The organism is Desulfobulbus sp., from assembly GCF_030824455.1.
Classification (GTDB): Bacteria; Desulfobacterota; Desulfobulbia; order Desulfobulbales; family Desulfobulbaceae; genus Desulfobulbus.
Genome location: NZ_JAVBXR010000123.1, coordinates 28,600 through 49,568, shown reverse-complemented (window position 1 = coordinate 49,568; position 20,969 = coordinate 28,600). Strand labels below are relative to the sequence as shown.

The following is a 20,969-nucleotide window of genomic DNA, read 5'->3' as shown; positions in this document are numbered from 1 at the left end:
CGTCAATCAGCTGGCGGATGAAGAAGGGCTGGATCTGCTCGGCGCCGGCGACATGGGCATCGGCAACACCACGCCTTCGTCGGCGATCATCGCCGCCTTCTCGGGGCTGCCGGTGCGCAGCGTCACCGGCCGGGGCACCGGCATCGACGACGCCATGCTGGCCAACAAAATCCGGGTGATCGAACAGGCTCTGGCGCTGCATCGCCCTGATCCCGCCGACGCCCTGGACGTGCTGGCCAAGGTCGGCGGCTTTGAAATCGGCGGTTTGGCCGGGCTGGTGATCGGCGCGGCCGCGCGCTCCATTCCGGTGCTCTGCGACGGGTTGATCTCCACCGCCGGCGCCTTGATCGCCTGCGAACTGGCCCCGGCGGCCAAGGCCTATCTTTTTGCCAGCCACAACTCGGTGGAAATCGGCCACCGCTGCATGCTCGAGCGGATGGGCCTCACGCCGCTGCTGAATCTCGATTTCCGCCTGGGCGAGGGCACCGGCGCGGCGGTGGCCATGCACCTGCTCGACGCCGCCACCCGGGTGCTGGCGGACATCAAGACCTTTGCCGAAGTGGGCATTCGCAACGCCCAGGAGGGATGATGCCCGACTCGGAGCCTGGCTCCGAGTTTCTCCGCTTCTCCGACCTGCTGACCGGCTACCGGATCTCGGCGGTGCTGATGACCGCGCATCGGTCGGGCTTGTTTGCCTGTATGGCGGAGCGGCCCGCCTCAAGCGCGGAGCTTTGCGCCCGACTTGGCTGGGATTCTGCCTACGGCCAACGCCTTCTCGACTGTTTGTGCGCCCTGGGACTGCTCGCCAAAAAGGGAAACCGCTACGACTTCAGCCGCTGCGCCCAACCCTATCTCCACAGCAGTTCACCCTGTCGCCAGCAACAGACCCTGGACTTCGAGCAACAGTTAATCGATTCCTGGAGTCAGCTGGAGACTACCTTGCAGGGGGGAAAACGGATTTTTGCGGCAGACGGTCTGCCTCCGGAAGAGCTGCACCGGGCTCGGCAGCGGTATCTTGGGGCCATGGATGAGGCGGCTGGGGTACGCGCCGGGGAGTTGTGGCAATGCTGCCCCAACCTGGCGGCCAGCGGCGTGATGCTTGATATCGGCGCAGGATCAGGCGCCTACCTGCGGGAATTTTTACAGCGCAGCCCGGGATGGTCCGCTCATTTTTGCGATTTGCCGGACATCGTCGCCGCCGAAGATCTCCACCCGCAACTGCATCCGCTGCGCGCGCGGATCAGCTGGTGCGGCTGCAATCTGCTGGACGACGGCCCCTCGGATTTTGACCGCATTGCCGAACAGAGCTGCGACATTGTCCTGCTGTCCAACGTCCTGCACTGTCAGAGCGCAGAGGAAAGTCTGCGGGCGCTGCGCAAGGCGGCGGCCAAAACCTCGGCCAACGGCGTCCTGCTTGTTCACGATTTCTTTGCCGACGCCGACTGGCGCGGCGCGCTCTACGACCTGCACATGATGCTCAACACCTACAACGGCACCGCCCCTCGCCAAAGCGAGATCGTTGCCGCCGCCTGCCGCTTCGGCTTGCCCCACCACAGCACGCGGCACTTGCCGTCGGGTTCGACCCTGTTGGCCTTTGCCCGCGCCGAAGAAGCCCTGCGGGCCTTTGACCCGCAGATCAGCCGAAACGGCCGGTGATGTAGTCTTCGGTCAGTTGGTGGCGAGGGTTGGTGAAGATGCGGTCGGTGGGGCCGACCTCAACCAGATCGCCAAGATGAAAGTAGGCGGTGCGCTGGGAAACCCGGGCCGCCTGCTGCATGTTGTGGGTGACGATGACGATGGTGTAGTGCTCTTTCAGTTCGGTGATCAGATCCTCGACCGTGGCGGTGGCGATGGGGTCAAGCGCTGAACAGGGCTCGTCCATAAGAATCACCTCCGGCCGCACCGCAATGGCCCGGGCAATGCACAGCCGCTGCTGCTGACCGCCGGAAAGGCCGGTGCCGGGCTGATCGAGCCGGTCGCTGACCTCGTTCCACAGACCCGCTTTTTTCAGTGAATCCTCCACCACGTCGTTCAGTTCGGTTTTGTTGTTGACCAAACCGTGGATTTTGGGCCCATAGGCGACGTTGTCGAAGATGGACTTGGGAAAGGGGTTGGGCTTCTGAAAGACCATGCCCACCTGGGCCCGCAACGGCACCACGTCGACCTTTTTGTCGTAGATGTTGAGCGCGTCGAGCAGGATTTCGCCGGTCACCCGGCAACTGGCCACGGTGTCGTTCATCCGATTGAGACAGCGAAGAAAGGTCGACTTGCCGCAGCCCGACGGCCCGATCATCGCCAAAACCTCGTTTTTGCCCACGTCGATGCTGACGTTGTTGATGGCGTGTTTGTCGCCGTAAAAAACGTTGACCTCGCGGCAGATCATGCGCGGCTCTTCAACAAAGGGCACGCCCACGGTTGTCCGCTGATCGCGGTCCACCTTGCGCGCCTTGGTCGCCACCGCAGCCTCTGCTTCATCCTTGCCCATTATCACGTCACGCATGTCTAAAATCGTGTCCATAGCTGGCGCCATCGTTGTACTCCGTTCGCCTGAACGCGGCCTTGCACGTTCATGCGACATAGTTTCTTCCATTATTCCACCCTCACGCCCCAAAGATCGGCAAGAGCGGGCGGCATGCACGCCGCCCGCTCTTTGGCGCATCTCAACCGCGCTCAACCGTGTTCGCCCGACGGCCGCAAATCGACCAATCCTTCGGGGCGTTCAGGCACGTCGCGCACGGTCCGCGTCGCTTAGAACTTGTTGTTGACGATCACGTTCAGGGCCTTAGCGTCGGCGGCAATGGTTTTCCGCTCATTCTTCGGCGAAGGAATCAGACCCTTCTCGGCCAGGTAGCCTTCCTCGCTCCAAGCCCGCTCGCTGGTGAACTCGGCCAGGTACTCGGCGATGCCCGGAATCACGCCGACATGCGCTTTTTTCACATAGATGAAAAGCGGACGAGAAACAGGGTATTTGCCGTCGGCGATGGTCTCAAAGGTGGGAGCCTGACCGTCGATGCTCGACGCCTGGATTTTGTCGGCGTTCTGATCCAGGAAGCTGAAGCCGAAGATGCCCAGGCTGTTGGGGTTGGCCTCAAGCTTCTGCACGATCAGGTTGTCGTTCTCGCCGGCCTCAATGAAGGCACCGTCTTCGCGCACGGTCTGGCAAACAGCCTTAAACTGTTTTTCATCCTTTGATTTCAAGGCCTTGATCGACTCAAAAGCGGTGCAGCCGTGATCCATGACCATTTCCACAAAGGCGTCGCGGGTGCCGGAGGTAGGCGGCGGGCCGAGCACCTCGATCTTGGCGGCAGGCAATTTGTCGTTGACTTCCTTCCAGGTTTTGTACGGGTTGGCGACCAACTTGTCGCCGCCTTCAGGGCTCGGCACTTCCTTGGCCAGGGCCATGAACAGATCCTTGCGGCTCAATTTGAACTGCTCGGATTTTTTGCTGTTGGCCAGGACAATGCCGTCATAGCCGACTTTGACTTCAACGATCTCGGTCACGCCGTTCTTGGCGCAGGTTTCAATCTCCGCCTTCTTGATCTGGCGGGAGGCGTTGGCGATGTCCGGGGTGTCGACGCCGCTGCCCGAGCAGAACAGCTTGATGCCGCCGCCGGTGCCGGTGGATTCGATCTTCGGAGTTTTGAATTTGGTGGCCTTGCCGAACTGCTCGGCTACGGCGGTGGAAAAGGGGTAGACCGTGGAAGAGCCGACAACGGAAATGTAATCGCGGCCGTCTGCGGCCATTGAAGTGGCGGCGGCTCCGATCAGCATGGTGGCGGTGGCCAGGGAAAGAGCGAATTTCTGCATGGGTGAATCTCCTTTGTAAGAATGAGGTAAAAGGTCAACGAAAGAAAAAATAGCGTGTCATTGTTGGTGTTGTGTTAGCGAATCGTTCTGGTTGCGTTACCAGCGACGCTCAAATTTGTTGCGCAGGAAGACCGCGGCAGCGTTCATGGCCAGCAGTAGGAGGAGCAGGATCATGATCGCCGCCGAGGTCCGTTCGACAAAGGCCCGTTCCGGGGAATCGGCCCAAAGAAAGATTTGCACCGGCAGCACCGTGGCCGGATCGCTGAAGCTGTTGGGCACGTCGACAATAAAGGCCACCATGCCGATCATCAACAGCGGCGCAGTCTCGCCCAGGGCTCTTGCCATGCCAATGATGGCACCGGTCATCATCCCCGGCATGGCCAGGGGCAGGATGTGATGGCTGATGGTCTGCATCTTCGAGGCCCCGACGCCCAAGGCCGCCTCGCGGATCGACGGCGGCACCGATTTCAGGGAAGCCCGGCTGGCGATGATGATGGTCGGCAGGGTCATCAGGGTCAGCACCAGGCCGCCGACCAGGGAGGCCGAACGCGGCAGGTTCATGAAGTTGAGGAACACCGCCAGGCCCAGCAAGCCAAAGACAATCGACGGAATGGCGGCCAGATTGTTGATGTTGACCTCGATCAGATCGGTCCAGCGGTTCTTGGGCGCGAACTCCTCCAGATACACGGCGGCGGCCACGCCGACGGGAAAACTGAGCAGCAGGGTAATCGCCAAGGTGAACATCGAGCCGGCCGCCGCGCCGCGGATGCCCGCCAGTTCGGGTTCGCGCGAGTCGCCGGCCTGGAAAAAGGCGGTGTTGAATTTCAGCTTCAAACGATCGGCGGCGACCAACTGATCGATCCAGGACGCCTGTTTGTCGCTGACCCGCCGTTCGGCTTCAGGGACGTCGCGGGGGATGTGCCCCTTGACGAACATGTCGACCTCGTCGTCGGCCGGGACCCAGATCGGTCTGGTGGAACCGATCAGTTCCGGCTTGCTCGTCACCAGGTCCTGGAGCCGGTACGCGGCGCCGGTGCTGATCAGCTTGCCGATAATGCGCTTGTCCTGCCGGCTTTCGACCTGCGAGAAAAGCGCCAGAGCGGCGTCCCGCACCAGGGCGGCGTAATTGGCGGTGGCCAGGTTGTGGACGTCGAGCACGGCCGGGTCGAGATACACGTCGAGCAGAACTTCGGTTTGGCGGAAGGCGGTGTAGCCCTTGGCGGTGATCGAGGCCAGGAGCAGCGCCAGAAAGAGCAGGCTGGCGACGATGGCGGAGATGCCAAACAACCGGAACCGTCGTTCCTTGCGGTAGCGGGCGGCCAGGCCGACGCTGACCCGGTCCATGGTGGAGATTTGGTGATTTTCGCTCATTGGGGCTTTCCTTGACAGCGTGATGGACGCCGGCGGTTATTCGTATTCTTCACGGTATTTGCGCACCACATAGAGGGCGACGACGTTGAGCGCCAGGGTGACGACAAACAGCAGCATGCCCAGGGCAAAGGCGGCCAGGGTCTTGGGGCTGTCGAACTCCTGATCGCCGACCAGCAGGGTGACGATCTGCACGGTCACAGTGGTCACCGCCTGCAGGGGATTGACGGTCAGGTTGGCGGCCAGGCCGGCGGCCATGACCACGATCATGGTTTCGCCGATGGCCCGCGACACCGCCAGCAGGATCGAGCCGACAATGCCCGGCAGGGCGGCGGGCAGGATCACCAGCTTGATGGTCTCGCTCTTGGTGGCGCCCAGACCGTAGGAGCCGTCGCGCATGGCCTGGGGCACGGCGTTGATCACGTCGTCGGAGAGCGAGCTGACAAAGGGAATGATCATGATGCCCATGACTAGGCCTGCGGCCAGGGCGCTTTCCGAAGAAACCGAAAGGCCGGTCATCACCCCCAGGTCGCGGATGAACGGGGCCACCACCAGGGCGGCGAAAAAACCATAGACCACGGTGGGCACGCCGGCTAAGATCTCCAGTAGGGGCTTGACGGTGGCGCGGAATTTCGGGCCGGCGTATTCGGAGAGATAAATGGCCGACATCAGGCCAAAAGGCACGGCAATGGCCATGGCAATGCCGGAGATGAGAAAGGTGCCCATCAGCACTGGGACCGCCCCGAAACTGCCGGAGCTGCCGGCCTGATCGGCCCGGATGGCCATCTGCGGGCTCCATTTGAGGCCGAAGAGGAAATCAAAAAACGGAATCTGCTGAAAAAAACGGATCGACTCAAACAGCACCGACAAGACGATGCCGATGGTGATGAACACCGCAAAGGTGGAGCAGAGGGTGAGGATCACCTCAATCACCAGTTCCACCTGATTGCGGGCCCGCAGGCTGGGCTTGATCCGCGCATGGACAAGATAGGCGCCTACCGCGGCCGTAACCAGCGCCACCACCGCCAGGGCCATGTGGCTGATGCGGAGCATGCCGGAGTAGCGGTCGGCGGCGGCCTGCAACAGGGGATCAATCTGACTGTCGACCACGCTGCCGGTCACCAGATTGCGCATGTCGTTGACCAGCAGATTCACCTGATCCGGGGTGAGCGCGCCCTTGGCGGCGGCAACGCCGTCCATGGCCATCCGGGTGAGCAGGGAATCGGCGGCCAACTGCCAGACCACCACAATGGTCAGCGCCGGCAGGGCGCACCACAGGGCGGCGAGCATGCCGTAATAGCCGGGCCGGGAGTGCATTTTCACACTGGAGGCCTGGGTGGACAGGGCAAAGGCCCGTCGTTTTCCCTGCCAGAAGGCCAGGGTCGACAGGGCGAGAACAAGGGAAACAAGCAACAAGGGCGGCATGAACACTCCACAAATTGGCGGCGAGACCATCTCGCCTGCACATGTGGGTACGTTACCGGCGCTCTGTTAAGGGCGGGTTCGACGTTTGTTAGGGTTTGATGAGGATTATTGCGCCCTTGGTTTTGTTATGGTTAAGAACAGGTCAGGAGCCGGTTGCATGCGGCGACCGTAAAATTGCACCTATAAGGAGAGCACATGGGAAAATGCATTGGCGTGCTGACGGCGGGCGGCGACAGCCCCGGCTTGAACGCGGCCATCCGGGCCATCGGCAAGAGCGCCCTGAACGCCTACAACATGCAGGCGATTGGCTTTCGCGACGGCTTTCGCGGCCTGATGGAAAACCGCACCGTGCACCTGGAGGGCGAGATTCTCTCCGGCATCCTTACCCTGGGCGGCACCATCCTCGGCACCAGCCGCGACAAACCTCACAAGATGCCGGTGGGCTCCAAGGTCCAGGACATGACCGAAGTGATGCTCGACAACTACCATCGCCACAACCTGGAGGCCCTGATCTGCATCGGCGGCGGCGGCACCCAGAAAAACGCCTATCGCTTGGCCCAGGCCGGGATGAACGTGCTCACCCTACCCAAGACCATCGACAACGACGTGGCCATGACCGACATCACCTTCGGCTTCGACACCGCCCTGTCCATTGCCACCGACGCCATCGACCGCCTCCATTCCACCGCCCACAGCCACCACCGGATCATCGTGGTCGAGATCATGGGCCATAACACCGGCTGGCTGGGACTGGGCGCAGGCGTGGCCAGCGGCGCCGACGTCATCCTCATTCCGGAGATTCCCTACGACGTCAATCAGGTGGCCGAAGCCATCCGCAGACGCCGCCACCGGGGCAAAAATTTCAGTATTGTCGCGGTTTCGGAAGGGGCGCTGTCGCAGGAGGACGCCAAGGAACTGGCGCAATTGAAAGAGAAAAAACTGGCGACCAAGGACGAGAAAAAGCAGAAGAAAGTCATCGCCGCCCTGGAGGCCTTCCAGACCAACCACACCACCAACACCCTGCGGTTGTCGGGTCAACTGGAGGCCCTGACCGGGCTGGAAAGCCGGGTCACCATCCTGGGCCATCTGCAACGCGGCGGCACGCCCACCGCCACCGACCGCATCCTCGCCACCCGCTTGGGCGCCGCCTGCGTCGCGGCCATTGAAGAACGGCGCTTTGGCTGCATGGTGGCGGTCAAGGGCGAGTCCACCGAGTTGGTGGACCTCGCCGACGTGGTCGGCAAACGCAAGGTGGTGCCGCTCGATCATCCCTGGATTCGCGCCGCCCTGGAAACCGGCGCCTGCCTGGGCAACAACCTGGCGGTTTAGGTTGCGGTGGATTTGTTGAAATTGTTTATTCCGCAGTCGCCATCCGGCAACAGAAGGTTGAAAGTGGAAACGATGAAGGATTAAATTTGCGACAGCGACAGCTAAAGGCGCGGAGATTTCCGGGCTGATCACCTATCTGCTCCTGGCAAGGTACTGCCACGAGGAACACAGCGAGCCGGTGTCCATTGTTGGCGCGCGGCAACTCCTCCCTGCGCTCTGCGTCACGGCTTGAACAACCGATCAGCCAGTTCCGCCACTGTCCGCACCGGCAGGATTTTCATCCCTTCCTTGGCCTTGCCCTGGACCTGACGGGTCGAGGATTCGGGCATGAGGAAGGTCTTGAAGCCAAGCCGGCCGGCCTCGCGTAACCGCATCTCCATCTGCCCCACGGCCCGGACCTCGCCGGCTAGGCCGATCTCGCCGCAGACCACGGTGAAGGGATCTATGGGTTTTTCAAAAAAGCTCGACAACAGGGCTGCGACCACCCCCAGATCCAAGGCCGGCTCGTCGATGCGAATGCCGCCGGCAATATTCAAAAAAATATCGTGATCAAACAGGGTCACCCCCAGTTTTTTCTCCAAAACAGCGGTGAGCAGGGCCAGGCGCTGGGGGTCGGCGCCAATGGCGGTGCGCCGCGCCGTACCCAGGCTTGAACGACTGACCAGGGCCTGCACCTCCACCAGGATGGGCCGGGTGCCCTCGACGCTGGGCATGACCACCGATCCCGGCACGTTGACCGGCCGCTCGGCAAGAAACAGCGCCGAGGGGTTGTCGACCCCGGCCAGGCCGCTCTCCTTCATCTCAAACACCCCGATTTCATTGGTGGAACCGAATCGGTTTTTCACCGTGCGCAGGATGCGAAAAACCTGGCCCCGATCCCCCTCGAAATAGAGCACGGTGTCCACCATGTGTTCCAGCACCCGGGGGCCGGCAATGGCCCCGTCCTTGGTGACGTGGCCCACCAGGAGGATCGGCAGATGGCTGGACTTGGCCAGCGCCAGCAGGCGGGCCGTGGCCTCCCGCACCTGGGTGACCGAACCAGGCGCCGAACCCACCTCCTCGCTGAACACCGTCTGAATCGAATCCACCGCCAGCAGGGCCGGCTGCATCTTCGCGGCCAGATCGACAATCGCCTCGACGCAGTTTTCAGTGGAGATGTAGATTGCCTCGTCCTTGATGTTGAGCCGGCTGGCCCGCATGCGGATCTGGCGCACCGATTCCTCGCCGGTGACGTACAACACCTTCATCTGCTTGGCCGCCAGCGAGGAGAGCAGCTGCAGGATCAGGGTCGATTTGCCGATGCCCGGATCGCCGCCGATCAGCACCAGGGAGCCGGGCACGATGCCGCCGCCCAGCACCCGGTCCATCTCGCCGATGGCGGTCACCAGGCGAACGCACTCCTCCTCGCCCGTCGCGGTGAGCGGTTGGGCGGTGGCCGCCTTGCGGCCGTGGCGGACGCTGATCTGTTTTTTCTGTTCGGTGAGGCTGTCCCAGGCCCCGCAATCGGGGCAGCGTCCCAGCCATTTGCGGCTTTCAAAGCCGCATTGGCCGCAGACAAAGAGCAGGGCGTCTTTTTTCGGTGGTTGCATGTTGGTTCCGCAGTGACCAGTGTCTGGCAAAGGTTCAGGGCAAGAGGGGCGGCGCCGGCAAGGCGGCGTGGCCTGTTTTTCCGTGGATTTTTTCCTTGGCGCTCGTATCATGGCCTTATACTCCGCGACGCCGGGCGGCGCAAGGCGTTCGCCGGGGCGGGGCGCGGCCGCTTGCCGGTTCGTTCCGCCGGATCTTTCCCTGACCAAAAACAAACCGTTTCCCAATCTCGACCGCGTAGTGTTGCCGGGTTGGCAAACGGTCGAATACTTTCCCCCACGGAGTTCCCATGCACTACGTTGCAACCAAGATTTGTCGCACCAGCGAGATCGGCCTCAACGGCAACCTGTTCGGCGGCACCATGCTCTCCTGGCTGGACGAGGCCGGGGCGGCCTTTGCCGGCTATCTCTGCCGCGCGCCGGCCATGGTCACCCTGAAAATGGAGGAGGTTCTATTCCGGCGGCCGGTCAAAATCAGCCATCATGTCCGCATCTACGCCCGGGTGTACAAGATCGGCAACACCTCGCTGACCATTGATGTGGAGGCCCGGCGGTTTGATTTTGAAAAGGAGCTGGAGGAGCTGGTCTGCTCAACCCGCATCGTCTACGTCAAGATTGACGCCGACGGCAACGCCGTGCCCATTGAGGAGCGGTTGCGCGCCTCCATGGATCAGTCCCTGGGCGACATGACGCAGCGGGTCTGAGGCAACGCTTTACAGTGACAGCACACATGCAAGGAGATCCCATGTTCAACGCCCCCGCCCTGCCGATCAACAAAACCAAGCTGGTCTGCACCATCGGCCCTGCCTCGGATTCGCCCGAGATGCTGGCGCAGATGCTCGAAGCCGGGATGACCATTGCCCGGCTCAACTTTTCCCACGGCGAATTCCAGGCCCACGGCGAGGTGATCCGCCGCATCCGGCAGGCTGCGGAAAAGACAGGCCTGCCGGTGGCGATCATGGCCGACCTGCCTGGCCCCAAGATCCGCATTGGAACCCTGGCCGTGGAGCCGATTGAACTGATGATCGGCAACCGCTTCACCCTGACCACCGATCAGGTGGCGGGCACGAGCGAGCGGGTTTCCGTAACCCTCAAGGAGCTGCCGCGCGCCGTGCGGCCCGGCGACGTGGTGTTCATCAACGATGGCCTGATCCAGGTGCAGGTGGAAGAGGTCGAGGGGGAGCAGGTGCACTGCCGGGTGATGGTCGGCGGCAAGCTGCGCTCAAGAAAGGGGCTCAACCTGCCGGGGATCGATCTGGGCATCTCCGCCTTCACCGAGCACGACCGGGCCTGCATGCAGTTTGCCCTGGAGCACGGCGTGGACGCGATCAGCCAGTCCTTTGTCAACGACGCCGCCGACATTCGGGCGGTGCGCGAGGCGGCGGCCGCCATGGGCTTCCAGCCGTTCATCATTGCCAAAATCGAACGGGCCTCTATTCTCGACAAGCTCGACGAGATCATGGAGGTCGCCGACGGGGTGATGGTGGCGCGCGGCGATCTGGGGGTGGAAATCCCGATTGAGCAAATCGCCGTGACCCAGAAACTGATCACCGCCCGCGCCAACCTCTTTGGCAAGCCGGTGATCACCGCCACTCAGATGCTCGAATCGATGATCAACAACCGGAGGCCAACCCGCGCCGAATCCACCGACGTGGCCAACGCCATCCTCGACGGCACGGATTGCGTCATGCTTTCCGAAGAGTCGGCCCTGGGCCGCTATCCGCTGGAGGCGGTGCGCATGTTGGTGCAGATCGCGGTGGCCACCGAACCGCACCGCACCAAACACAGCTACCGCAAAACGCCCGAGCACCCCATTTTCTGTGAGATTCGCGAAGTGGACTACATTGCCTCCAGCGTCAACAGCATTGTCAGTCACAACGACACCGTGGCCGGCATTCTCACCCCCACCGACAGCGGACTCACCGCCCGGCGGCTGTCGCGCTACAAACTGCCCAACTGGATTCTGGCGGTGAGTGCGAACACCAGAACCTGCCGGGAACTGCTCTTTTCCTACGGGGTGTTTCCCTTGTTTGAAGTCAATCATCCGCCCGACTGGACCGATTTTGCCCGCGACTGCGCGGTGCGCTACGATCTCAAGGGCAGCTGCATCATCCAGACCGAAGGCCCTTCGCCCGAAAATCCGACCCGCAATCACAAGATGGAAATCATCGATCTCCGGGAGATCGGCTGAGGCCCCGAAGCGTCGCCGTTTCTTCTCCTCTTTGGCAAGGCAAAGCCAGGCAATAACGTGGCGCCGCAGCGCTTGAATTGCGCCATACAACGCTTTAAAATCGCTGCACATCCCCTGCCTTTTCCCTCGCCTTTCCCTCGCCTTTCCCTCGCTTTTTTCGCCGCGTTCCTCCCGCCCTGCGCCGACTGACCTCGGGCGTGCCGGGAAAAACTCAAAAAAAGTGCATTCCTGTTTGCGTATTCTAAAAAATCGAGCTAAATATCGAGGTTTACAAACTTGTAAGCAACTGTTGCACAACAGTTCCCCTATACCCATTCAGAGCGGAAAATCCCACGGAGGCAGGATGTTGGAGTTTAAGAAGGGCGTTGATATTTTATCAGCGGTTGGCGGCGTTACGACCATCGGAGAGGCAAAAAGTCTGTTTGAGCGGCGGCTCGACGGCGAGCATTTCAACCGGCTTGCCACAATCAAGAACGAAGAGGCGCTGTTAAAGGTTGCAAACGCCATTGCCATGTGTGACCCCGATCAGGTGTATGTTCACACCGGCAGCGAAGAGGATCGCGCGAACGTCCGTCGGATGAGTCTGGAGAAAGGCGAGGAAAAAACGCTGGCCATGTCTAACCACACCATCCATTTCGACCTGCCCGAGGATCAGGGCCGCATGGTTGATCAGACCTTTTACATTGTCAACGAGGATGAAAAGGTCTCGTCGCTGGCCAAGAAAGAGTTGCGGGACGTTTCCCACGCCTACATGCGCGACAACATGCGCGGCATCATGCGCGGCAAAACCATGTTCATCGGCTTTTACAGCCGCGGTCCGGTGGGCGCCAAGGCCTCCATACCGGCCATCGAGATCTCCAGCTCCACCTATGTCATGCATTCGGCGGAGCTGCTCTATCGCAACTGTTTTGCCGATTTTGACGCCGAGGTGGCCCGACGCGGCGAATTTTTCACCAATGTGCACTCCGAAGGCCCCAACCGTTCAGAAGACGTGCCCAAGGCGCGCATCTATATGGATCGCAGCTGGCAGACTACCTTCTCAACCTTCTGCACCTACGCCGGCAACACCCTACTGATGAAGAAGGGCAACCACCGGTTCGCCTCCGACTGCGCCATGTACAAGTACAACGGCGACGAACTTTCGGAGCACATGTTCATCACCGGCATGACCGGCCCCGACGGCCGCAAGACCTATTTTGCCGGCGCGGCGCCTTCGGGTTGCGGCAAAACCACCACCGCCATGGTCGGCAGCGACTTTATCGGCGACGATCTTGCCCAGATGTGGATCGAGGCGGACGGCACCCTGCGGGCGGTCAACCCGGAAATTGGCATCTTTGGCATCATTGAGGACGTCAACCTGGAGGGCGACCCCTACCTGATGAAGTGCTTGCGGCAGCCCGGCGCCGAGGTGATTTTCTCCAACGTGCTGGTCGATGAGCAGGGCAAACCGCGCTGGGTCGGCGACGGCGAACCGGCTCCGGCCAGGGGCGTCAACTACCAGGGCGAGTGGACCCCGGACATGACCAAGGTGGCCATGTCCCATCCCAACTCGCGCTGCACCCTACGGGCCGAGGCGGTGGGCAACCACAACAAGGCGGTCAACGCCGACCCGAACGGCATCGTGATCAAGGTCATCACCTATTCCGGTCGCGACGCCAACACCATGCCGCCGATCTGGGTGGCCAAGACCATGGACGCGGGCGTGGCCATCGGGGCCTCGATTGTTTCCAAGGCCACCGCCGCCGAGATCGGGGCCAGCGGCGTCAACCGTCAGCCCTGGGCCAACACGCCCTTTGTCGCCGGCAATCTGGTGGATTACCTCGAGGCCCAGCTCAATTTTTACGGCAACAACCGCATGACGCACAAGCCGGTCATGGCCGGGTTGAATTATTTCCTCACCCACGAGGCGCGCGGCGGCAGCGGCAAGGGTTTGCTCGGCGAAAAGCGGGACGTCCACGTCTGGCTGGGCTGGCTTGAGCTGTTCACCCACGGCGACGTCCAGGCCATCGAGACCCCGATTGGCTGGATTCCCAAGTACGAAGACCTGAAAAAGCTGTTCACGGAGCGGATCAACAAGGAATATCCCGAGTCGCTCTACACCATGCAGTTTTCCCTCTATATCGACAACGTGGTGGCTCGCATCGATCTGCAGGACGCCGCCTGGCGCAAGGAGCAGGGCGCGTCCGAACGGCTGTTTGCGGTCTATGCCGAGCAAAAGGCGGCCCTGTTGGCGCTTAAAGCCGCCAAGGGCGAGATCGTCAAACCGCAGGACCTGTAACCCGCGTCGTTTTTTCCAGTTTCACCGCCCATCCAGCCCCTTGCTTTCCGAGCAAGGGGCTTTTTTTATTTCCGCTCTCCGTCCAGCCGTCCTGTCTTCTCTGTCGCCGCCGGTTGCGCCGCCTTGATTCGTTTTTAGTGCGCTGAAGAGCCTACGAAACACAATTTGTGCCAATTGGGCAATTGTTGATTTGTCGCCCAAGGGCATTGAAAGATAAAAAAATGAGGCGCAATTCAGCGCCGTTTGCCGGCTGCATGCTGTGCCGCCAGTGCGTGTGGAATAAAATGAAAAATAATAATTTCGTGTTTTTGCGCAATCTATCACGGGTGCTTGAAAAAAATTCGAGCCGGCAAACTGTGCAAGCTGTGCAAAATAGAAAATGATTGCAGGGGCAAGGAACCTTCTCTATAGAACGTGCAACCTCAGCGGGTGCCGAACCATTGATCAGTCAATGAGGCGGCAAGCATCAGGAAAATCACACCTTGAGGCTGTCAAAGCAAGAAGCGCGTGGTCGGCGCAGGTTGTGCGCGATCTCTTGGAGCCCTGTCATTTTAGAGAAGGAGGCCTGTATGGCGAAAGTCGGAGTGTACGTCTGTCATTGCGGTTCAAACATTGCCGGCGTCATCGACGTTGCAGCGGTCCGCGACTTTGCGGCAACGCTCCCGGATGTGGTTATCGCCCGCAAAGATCTGTTCATGTGTTCGGATTCAGGGCAGGAAATGGTCAAGCAAGACGTCCGCGACGGCCTGGTTGACCGGGTGGTGGTGGCCGCATGCACCCCGCGCACCCATGAGCCGATCTTCCGAGCGGCGGTTGAAAAGGCCGGGCTCAACAAGTATCTGTTTGAAATGGCCAATATCCGCGATCAGGCCAGCTGGGTGCATGGTCACGACCATGAAGGCGCCACCGAAAAGGCGAAGTTGGTGGTGGCCTCTGCAGTGGGCAAGGCCCGCAACCTCGAGCCACTGGAAGACAAGTTCGTGCCGGTCACCGATGCGGCCCTGGTCATCGGCGGCGGCATTGGCGGCATCAGCGCCGCCCTGGAACTGGCCAACATGGGCCACAAGACCTATCTGGTCGAAAAAAGGCCCTCCATCGGCGGCGTCATGGCCCAGTTGGACAAAACCTTTCCCACCAACGACTGTTCGGCCTGCATCCTCACCCCGATGATGGTCGAGGCCTTCAATCATCCCAACATCGAAACCCTGACCTACTCCGAAGTCGACGACGTCGAAGGCTACATCGGCAACTTCAAGGTCAAGGTGCGGCGCAAGCAGACCTATGTCGACTGGAACAAGTGCACCGGCTGCGGCGACTGCGCCAGCAAGTGTCCGTCCAAGACTCCCGACGAGTTCAACGCCGGCCTGTCCGACCGGCGGGCGGCCTACATCATGTTTCCCCAGGCGGTGCCGAAAAAGGCGGTGATCGACCTTGACCACTGCATCAACTGCGCCGGCCGGGAAATCGGCACAGCCCCCAAGATCAACCAAAAAACCGGCAAGCCGATCCTCGCGCCCTGCGAGCGCGCCTGTCCGGCCGAGGCAATTGACCGCTCCCTGGTCCACGACCCCCAGGGTGCGATCAAAGAGATCGAGGTCGGCTCGATTGTGGTCGCCACCGGCTATCAGGTGATGGAAAAGGATTGGTTCAAGGAGATGGCCCCGGCCTCGCCCAACGTCGTCACCGCCCTGCAGCTGGAGCGGATCATCTCCGCCACCGGGCCGACCGAAGGCAAGCTGCTGCGTCCCTCGGACCGGGAAAAGCCGCACACCATCACCTTTGTCTCCTGCATGGGCTCGCGCGACGAGCATTTCCACAGCTATTGCTCGCGTTTCTGCTGCATGTACATGATCAAACAGGCCCGGCTGATCAAGGAGAAGTATCCGGACATGGTGATCAACATGCACTTCATCGACGTCCGCGCCGCCGGCAAAGGCTACGACGAGTACTACACCGGCGCCCGCAAGATGGGGATCAACTTCTTCAAGGGCAAGGTCGGCGGCCTGGAAATGCTGCCGGGCGACAAACTGCGGGTGCTGGCCTACGACATGGAGTCCGCAACCAGCATTGATTACGCATCCGATCTGGTGGTGCTGGCCACGGCGGTCGAACTGCCGCAAGACGCCGTGAGTCTGGCGCAGAAGCTGGGACTGCAGTTCTGCGGCTCCAACTTCTTCCGCGAGCTGCATCCCAAACTCGGGCCGGTCGAAACCGCCACCGAAGGCTTGTTCCTGGCCGGCTGCTGCCAGGGTCCCAAGGACATCCCGGACACCGTCAGCCAGGCCAAGGGCGCTGCGGCCGCCGCCGCCGTGCCGCTGGCCCAGGGCCGGGTCAAAATCGAGCCGATTATTTCCGAAGTTCGCGCCGAGGTGTGCAGCGGGTGCGGCATCTGTGCGCCGCTCTGCCCCTACCACGCCATCAGCATGAAGCGCGCCGGCGAAGAGCGGCCCCGGGCCGTGATCGAGATGTCGGCCTGCAAGGGCTGCGGCGTCTGCACCTCGGCCTGTCCGTCCGGGGCGATTGTCCTCCACGGCTATGAAGAAACGCAGATTTTTGCGCAAATCGAGGCCCTGACGGCCTAAGGAGCACAGCACCATGATCATCGACCAGCAAAAAATCGACGAGGCCGTCAACACCATCATTGGCTACGGCGGCCATGGCATCCTCAACTGCGTCCAGTGCGGAGCCTGTTCCGCGATCTGCCCTGGCGTCCGGGCCGGCTTTCCGCTCCTGTGCCGCAATCTGATCCGCCATCTGCTCAACGGCGAACTCGAGGAAATCATCGAGGATTCGTCCAGTTGGGGCTGCCAGGCCTGCAACCGCTGCACCGAGGTCTGCCCGCGCGACGTGCGGCCCCAGGAGGTGGTGTTTGCCTTCCGCCGCTATCAGGCCAACGAACTGGCCTTTTCGACCAGTTCCATCACCAGCCAGATGAACCTGTACGAAACCGGGCACGCGGTCTACACCGACCCACGGGCGGCGCGCAAACGGGTGGGGCTGCCGGAGGAAACGCCGACCTCGGCCTTTGACGAGCAGGCCAAACAGGAAATCCAGACCCTGATCAACAACAGCCCTATGGGCGAGTTGGGACTTTTTTAGAGCACAGGAGACACAACGCATGGAAAAAATTGGCTTATATCTCGGATGCAACATCCCGCTCAAAGCCCCGGACATCGAGCAGTCGTTCCGCAAGATCCTGCCGGCTTTGGGGATCGAGCCGGTGGATCTGCAGGGCGCTTCCTGCTGCCCGGCCTGGGGCACCGCGCCCTCGTTTGACCTCAACACCTGGTGCGCCCTCTCCAGCCGCAACCTCACCATTGCCGAGGCCCTGGGCGTGGACGTCATGACCGGCTGCAACTCCTGCTTTGGCGTGCTCTCGGAGGCCAAGCATTTCCTTGAAGACGCGGATCGGCGCAAGGCGGTCAACGCCAGCCTGGCGACCATCAACCGCGAATTCAAGGGCACCTCGGACATCTATCATGTCGCCCATGTGCTCCATCGCAAGGTCGGGGCAGAGAAGATCCGGGAAAACCTCAAGTATTCTCTCGACGGGCTGAAGATCGCGGTGCAGCCCGGCTGCCACACCCTCTGGCCTTCGGACGTCTACAAGGTCAAGGAACAGAACCCGTATTACCCGACCATCCTGCGCGAACTGTGCGAGGCCACCGGCGCGACCGTGCCCCACTATTCCCGCCTGGAGAGCTGTTGCGGCATGGGGGGCATGCGCTCCACCGACGTGGAAAAATCGCTGCGGCTGTTCAAGGACAAACTGCAGTCGATCAAGGACGAGACCGACGCCGACCTGATCGTCACCACCTGTTCGTCCTGCTTCCTGCAATTCGACATGTCCCAGCCGATTCTCAAGGAGCGGGGCTTGATCGATTTTGAACCCATTCCGACCCTCTACTACACCCAACTGCTGGCCCTGGCCATGGGCTTTGATCCCTCCCAGGTGGCCGCCGTCTCGCAGATTGACCGCAGTGCGATCATCGCCGAGATCCAAAGCGAAAAACGTCTGATCAAGGAGGTGGCCTGATGTCCTTTCTTCCCAATATCGTCGGCTTTGCCTGCCAATGGTGCACCTATGCCGGGGCGGATCTTGCCGGCAACCTGCGGGCCAAATACCCACCCTCGATCAAGCTGATCAAGGTGCCCTGTTCCGGCCGGGTCGAGCCCGAGCACGTCATGGAGGCCTTTGCCAAAGGGGCGGACGGGGTGATGATCGGCGGCTGTCACTTCGGCGACTGCCACTACAAAACCGGCAATTATAAAACCGCCAACCGGATGAAAATCCTGGCCAAATTGCTCGAAGACAGCGGCTTTGACGCCCGCCGTTTCCGTCTGGAATGGATATCCGGGGCTGAAGGATATCGTTTTGCCGAGGTGGTCGAGGAATTTACCAAAGAGTTGCAGCAACTCGGTCCCAACCCGCTCAAGGGAGGAGAATAATCATGGCCGATAAAGTAAAAACCGCCTTTCTGCTCGCCGGCGGCTGCGCGGGCTGTGAAATGAGCGTGGTCGATCTTTCGGAGAAACTGGTCGACGCCCTGGAGCATCTGGAAATCGTGTTCTGGGCGCCCACTGTGGCTGACGTCAAGTATGCCGATCTGGAAGAGATGCCGGACAAATCGATTGATCTGGCCTTTGTCGACGGCATGATCCGCAACACCGAGAACCTGCACACGGTCAAGGTGCTGCGCCAGAAATCCAAGGTGCTGGTGGCCTTCGGGGCCTGCGCCAGCCTGGGCGGCATCGCCGCCATGGGCGACCTGCACACCAAGGAGGAACTGTTCAGCCAGGCCTACAAGACCTCGTTTTCCACCGACAATCCGGACGGCGTCTACCCCACCCCGGAATACCTCCTGGACGGCAAGTACGACCTGACCATTCCCGCCATCCTCGACCACTGCTCGACCATTGATCAGGTGGTGGACGTGGAGTACTATGTCGGCGGTTGTCCGCCCCACCCGTCCTTTGTCGGCAAGCTGGTCGGCGCCATCCTGGCCGGCGACCTGCCCCCGGTCGGTTCCTGGCTGACCAGCGGCAAGGCGGTCTGCGACAGCTGCACGCGCAACCCGGCCCTCACCGGTCAGGAGCGTTTGCCGGTGGGCGAGATCAAACGCACCATCGATGGCCGCCCCGATCCCAACGCATGCCTGCTCCAGCAGGGCTACATGTGTTTTGGCCCGGTCACCCAGGGCGACTGCGGCGGCTCCTGCCTCAACGTCAACATCCCCTGTCGCGGCTGCGGCGGCCCGATTCCCGGCATCAAGGATTTCGGGGCCCGCTGCGTGTCCACCCTGGCCTCGAGCATGGCCAGCGAAGAGGTTGCGGCCCAGTTCATCGAAAAATACAACGACATGGCGAAGATGTTCTATCGCTACAGCCACACGGCCTCGAAGCTCAACCACCGGGTTGCCGAAATGAAGGAGACGCAGCATGCGAAAAATTGAAATCAGCCCGATCACCCGCCTGGAAGGGCACGGCAAGATCGCCATTTTCCTTGACGATGCCGGCAATGTCGACGACGCCTTTTTCCAGACCGTGGAATTCCGCGGCTTTGAAAAATTCCTCCAGGGCATGCCCATGGAAGAGGTGCCCCGGACCGTGTCCACGGTCTGCGGCGTCTGTCGCGGGGTGCATTTCACCGCCTCAATGAAGGCCTCGGACGGCGTTTTCGGAGTCACCCCGCCGCCGGCCGGACGCAAACTGCGCGAACTGTTTTTCAACGCCCACTATGTCGAGGATCACTCGGTCATCCTCTACGCCCTGGGGCTGCCCGATTTCGTGGTTGGCCCGGAATCAAATCCGGCCGAGCGCAACGTGGTCGGCCTGATCAACGCGGTCGGCAAAGAGGTCGGCCGCGACGTCCTGCGTCGGCGCGGTCTGGCGGTCAAGATCTTCGAGCTGCTCGGCGGCAAGCCCAACCACCCGGTGGCGGCGGTTCCCGGCGGCTGGTCCAAGCAACTCTGCGAAGACGAGCGCAAGCAGATCGAGGAGTGGTCCAAGGAGTTGGTGGGGTTGGGCGAACTGACCCTGAAGGTGTTTGACGACGTTGTGCTGAAAAACGACAAGTATATGGAGCTGGTCACCGGCGACATGTACCGGGTCGAGGTGGGCTACATGGGCTCGGTGGACGAGCAGGAGCGCATCACCTATTACGACGGCACCCAGAAGATCATCGACAGCGACGGCAAGCTGGTGGGGACCTTCAAGGGCAAGGAATACCTGGATTTCATCTCCGAACGGGTCCAGCCCTGGACCTACCTCAAATTTCCCTATCAGAAGAAGATCGGGCCGTGGAAGGGCATCGTCGAGGGGCCAGGGACCAACATCTACGCCGTTGGCCCCCTGGCGCGGATGAACATCGTCAAAGGCATGGACACGCCGCTGGCGCAGCTCCATTTCGAGAAATTCCACGCCACCTTTGGCGCCAAGCCGGTGCACAATGTGCTCGCCTACCACTGGGCTCGGGCCATCGAACTGCTCAACGCCGCGGAAAAATGTCTGCAGCTCTCCCGCGATCCGGAGATCACCAGCAAAGACATCTGGAACAAGCCGACCTCCTGTCCAGGCGAAGGCGTCGGCGTCATCGAGGCCCCGCGCGGCACCCTGATCCACCATTACTGCACCGACGGCAAGGGCATCGTCACCGACGCCAACCTGATCGTGGCCACCACCCACAACAATGCGCCGATCAACCTGGCGGTGAAAAAGGCGGCCAAGCACTTCATTAAAAACGGCGACGTGTCGCCGGCCATGCTTAACTATGTGGAGATGGCCTTCCGCCCCTACGACCTCTGCCTGGCCTGCGCCACCCACACGGTGACCGGCGGCCAGTCGCCGCTGTTGGTCGAGATTTTCGACGCCAACGGCGCCCTGTACAAAACCTTGAAGAATTTCTGATTGTTCAAGGCAAGCAGTTCGCGGGTGGGCGTCGGTCGGAGAAATGCTCTGGCAGGCGCCCGGCTCGCCAATCTTTCAC

At 61.3% G+C, this 20,969-nt stretch carries 17 protein-coding genes; 12 read left to right on the top strand and 5 right to left on the bottom strand.

Annotation, left to right across the window (positions count from 1 at the left end; genetic code table 11):
* Both RCH93_RS16920 and RCH93_RS16915 read left to right on the top strand, forming a co-directional pair.
* The coding region (locus RCH93_RS16920; protein ID WP_306549608.1) for a nicotinate-nucleotide--dimethylbenzimidazole phosphoribosyltransferase at positions 1-589 on the top strand (589 nt) is incomplete at its 5' end.
* Entirely contained in the window at positions 586-1,656 is a 1,071-nt protein-coding gene (locus RCH93_RS16915) for a class I SAM-dependent methyltransferase (RefSeq protein WP_306549607.1), read from the top strand. The genes RCH93_RS16920 and RCH93_RS16915, both read left to right, overlap by 4 nt.
* Here RCH93_RS16915 and pstB read toward each other — a convergent pair.
* The 4 genes from pstB to pstC form a co-directional block, all read right to left on the bottom strand.
* Positions 1,637-2,485, bottom strand: a complete 849-nt coding sequence (pstB, locus tag RCH93_RS16910) for a phosphate ABC transporter ATP-binding protein PstB (RefSeq protein ID WP_373693315.1) — start codon at positions 2,483-2,485, stop codon at positions 1,637-1,639. The two genes, RCH93_RS16915 and pstB, sit on opposite strands and share 20 nt — an antisense overlap.
* A gap of 263 nt (positions 2,486-2,748) precedes the next feature.
* Positions 2,749-3,807, bottom strand: coding sequence for a PstS family phosphate ABC transporter substrate-binding protein (locus tag RCH93_RS16905; protein ID WP_306549606.1), 1,059 nt, complete (start codon positions 3,805-3,807; stop codon positions 2,749-2,751).
* Positions 3,808-3,903: 96 nt separating this feature from the next.
* Positions 3,904-5,178, bottom strand: a complete 1,275-nt coding sequence (gene pstA / locus RCH93_RS16900) for a phosphate ABC transporter permease PstA (protein ID WP_306549605.1) — start codon at positions 5,176-5,178, stop codon at positions 3,904-3,906.
* 36 nt (positions 5,179-5,214) lie between these two features.
* Positions 5,215-6,600 carry a phosphate ABC transporter permease subunit PstC gene (gene pstC, locus RCH93_RS16895; RefSeq protein ID WP_306549604.1) on the bottom strand — a complete coding sequence of 462 codons (1,386 nt, stop codon included), beginning with the start codon at positions 6,598-6,600 and terminating at the stop codon, positions 5,215-5,217.
* A gap of 195 nt (positions 6,601-6,795) precedes the next feature.
* Between pstC and RCH93_RS16890 the strand changes: the two genes are divergently transcribed.
* Entirely contained in the window at positions 6,796-7,929 is a 1,134-nt protein-coding gene (locus RCH93_RS16890; protein ID WP_306549603.1) for a 6-phosphofructokinase, read from the top strand.
* 221 nt (positions 7,930-8,150) lie between these two features.
* Here RCH93_RS16890 and radA read toward each other — a convergent pair whose 3' ends face one another.
* A complete protein-coding gene (radA, locus tag RCH93_RS16885) occupies positions 8,151-9,518 on the bottom strand; it encodes a DNA repair protein RadA (protein ID WP_306549602.1) in 1,368 nt (455 codons plus the stop codon).
* Between the two features lie 287 nt (positions 9,519-9,805).
* On the opposite strand from radA, the gene RCH93_RS16880 reads away from it, so the two are divergent.
* The 9 genes from RCH93_RS16880 (at position 9,806) to RCH93_RS16840 (ending at position 20,890) form a co-directional block, all read left to right on the top strand.
* A complete protein-coding gene (locus tag RCH93_RS16880) occupies positions 9,806-10,219 on the top strand; it encodes an acyl-CoA thioesterase (RefSeq protein ID WP_306549601.1) in 414 nt (137 codons plus the stop codon).
* 41 nt (positions 10,220-10,260) lie between these two features.
* Positions 10,261-11,706, top strand: coding sequence for a pyruvate kinase (gene pyk / locus RCH93_RS16875; RefSeq protein ID WP_306549600.1), 1,446 nt, complete (start codon positions 10,261-10,263; stop codon positions 11,704-11,706).
* 343 nt (positions 11,707-12,049) lie between these two features.
* Positions 12,050-13,984, top strand: coding sequence for a phosphoenolpyruvate carboxykinase (GTP) (locus RCH93_RS16870; RefSeq protein ID WP_306549599.1), 1,935 nt, complete (start codon positions 12,050-12,052; stop codon positions 13,982-13,984).
* 569 nt (positions 13,985-14,553) lie between these two features.
* A complete protein-coding gene (locus tag RCH93_RS16865) occupies positions 14,554-16,566 on the top strand; it encodes a CoB--CoM heterodisulfide reductase iron-sulfur subunit A family protein (RefSeq protein WP_306549598.1) in 2,013 nt (670 codons plus the stop codon).
* 13 nt (positions 16,567-16,579) lie between these two features.
* Entirely contained in the window at positions 16,580-17,083 is a 504-nt protein-coding gene (locus RCH93_RS16860; protein WP_306549597.1) for a 4Fe-4S dicluster domain-containing protein, read from the top strand.
* A gap of 19 nt (positions 17,084-17,102) precedes the next feature.
* Positions 17,103-18,020: a CoB--CoM heterodisulfide reductase iron-sulfur subunit B family protein gene (locus RCH93_RS16855; RefSeq protein ID WP_306549596.1), complete on the top strand. Its 918-nt coding sequence runs from the start codon at positions 17,103-17,105 to the stop codon at positions 18,018-18,020.
* On the top strand, positions 18,020-18,433 hold the full coding sequence (locus RCH93_RS16850) for a hydrogenase iron-sulfur subunit (protein ID WP_306549595.1): 414 nt from the start codon (positions 18,020-18,022) through the stop codon (positions 18,431-18,433). Before RCH93_RS16855 ends, RCH93_RS16850 begins: the two co-directional genes overlap by 1 nt.
* A 2-nt stretch (positions 18,434-18,435) precedes the next feature.
* On the top strand, positions 18,436-19,437 hold the full coding sequence (locus RCH93_RS16845) for a F420-nonreducing hydrogenase (RefSeq protein ID WP_306549594.1): 1,002 nt from the start codon (positions 18,436-18,438) through the stop codon (positions 19,435-19,437).
* On the top strand, positions 19,424-20,890 hold the full coding sequence (locus tag RCH93_RS16840) for a Ni/Fe hydrogenase subunit alpha (RefSeq protein ID WP_306549593.1): 1,467 nt from the start codon (positions 19,424-19,426) through the stop codon (positions 20,888-20,890). The genes RCH93_RS16845 and RCH93_RS16840 overlap by 14 nt, the downstream gene beginning before the upstream one ends.
* Positions 20,891-20,969: the final 79 nt, after the last annotated feature.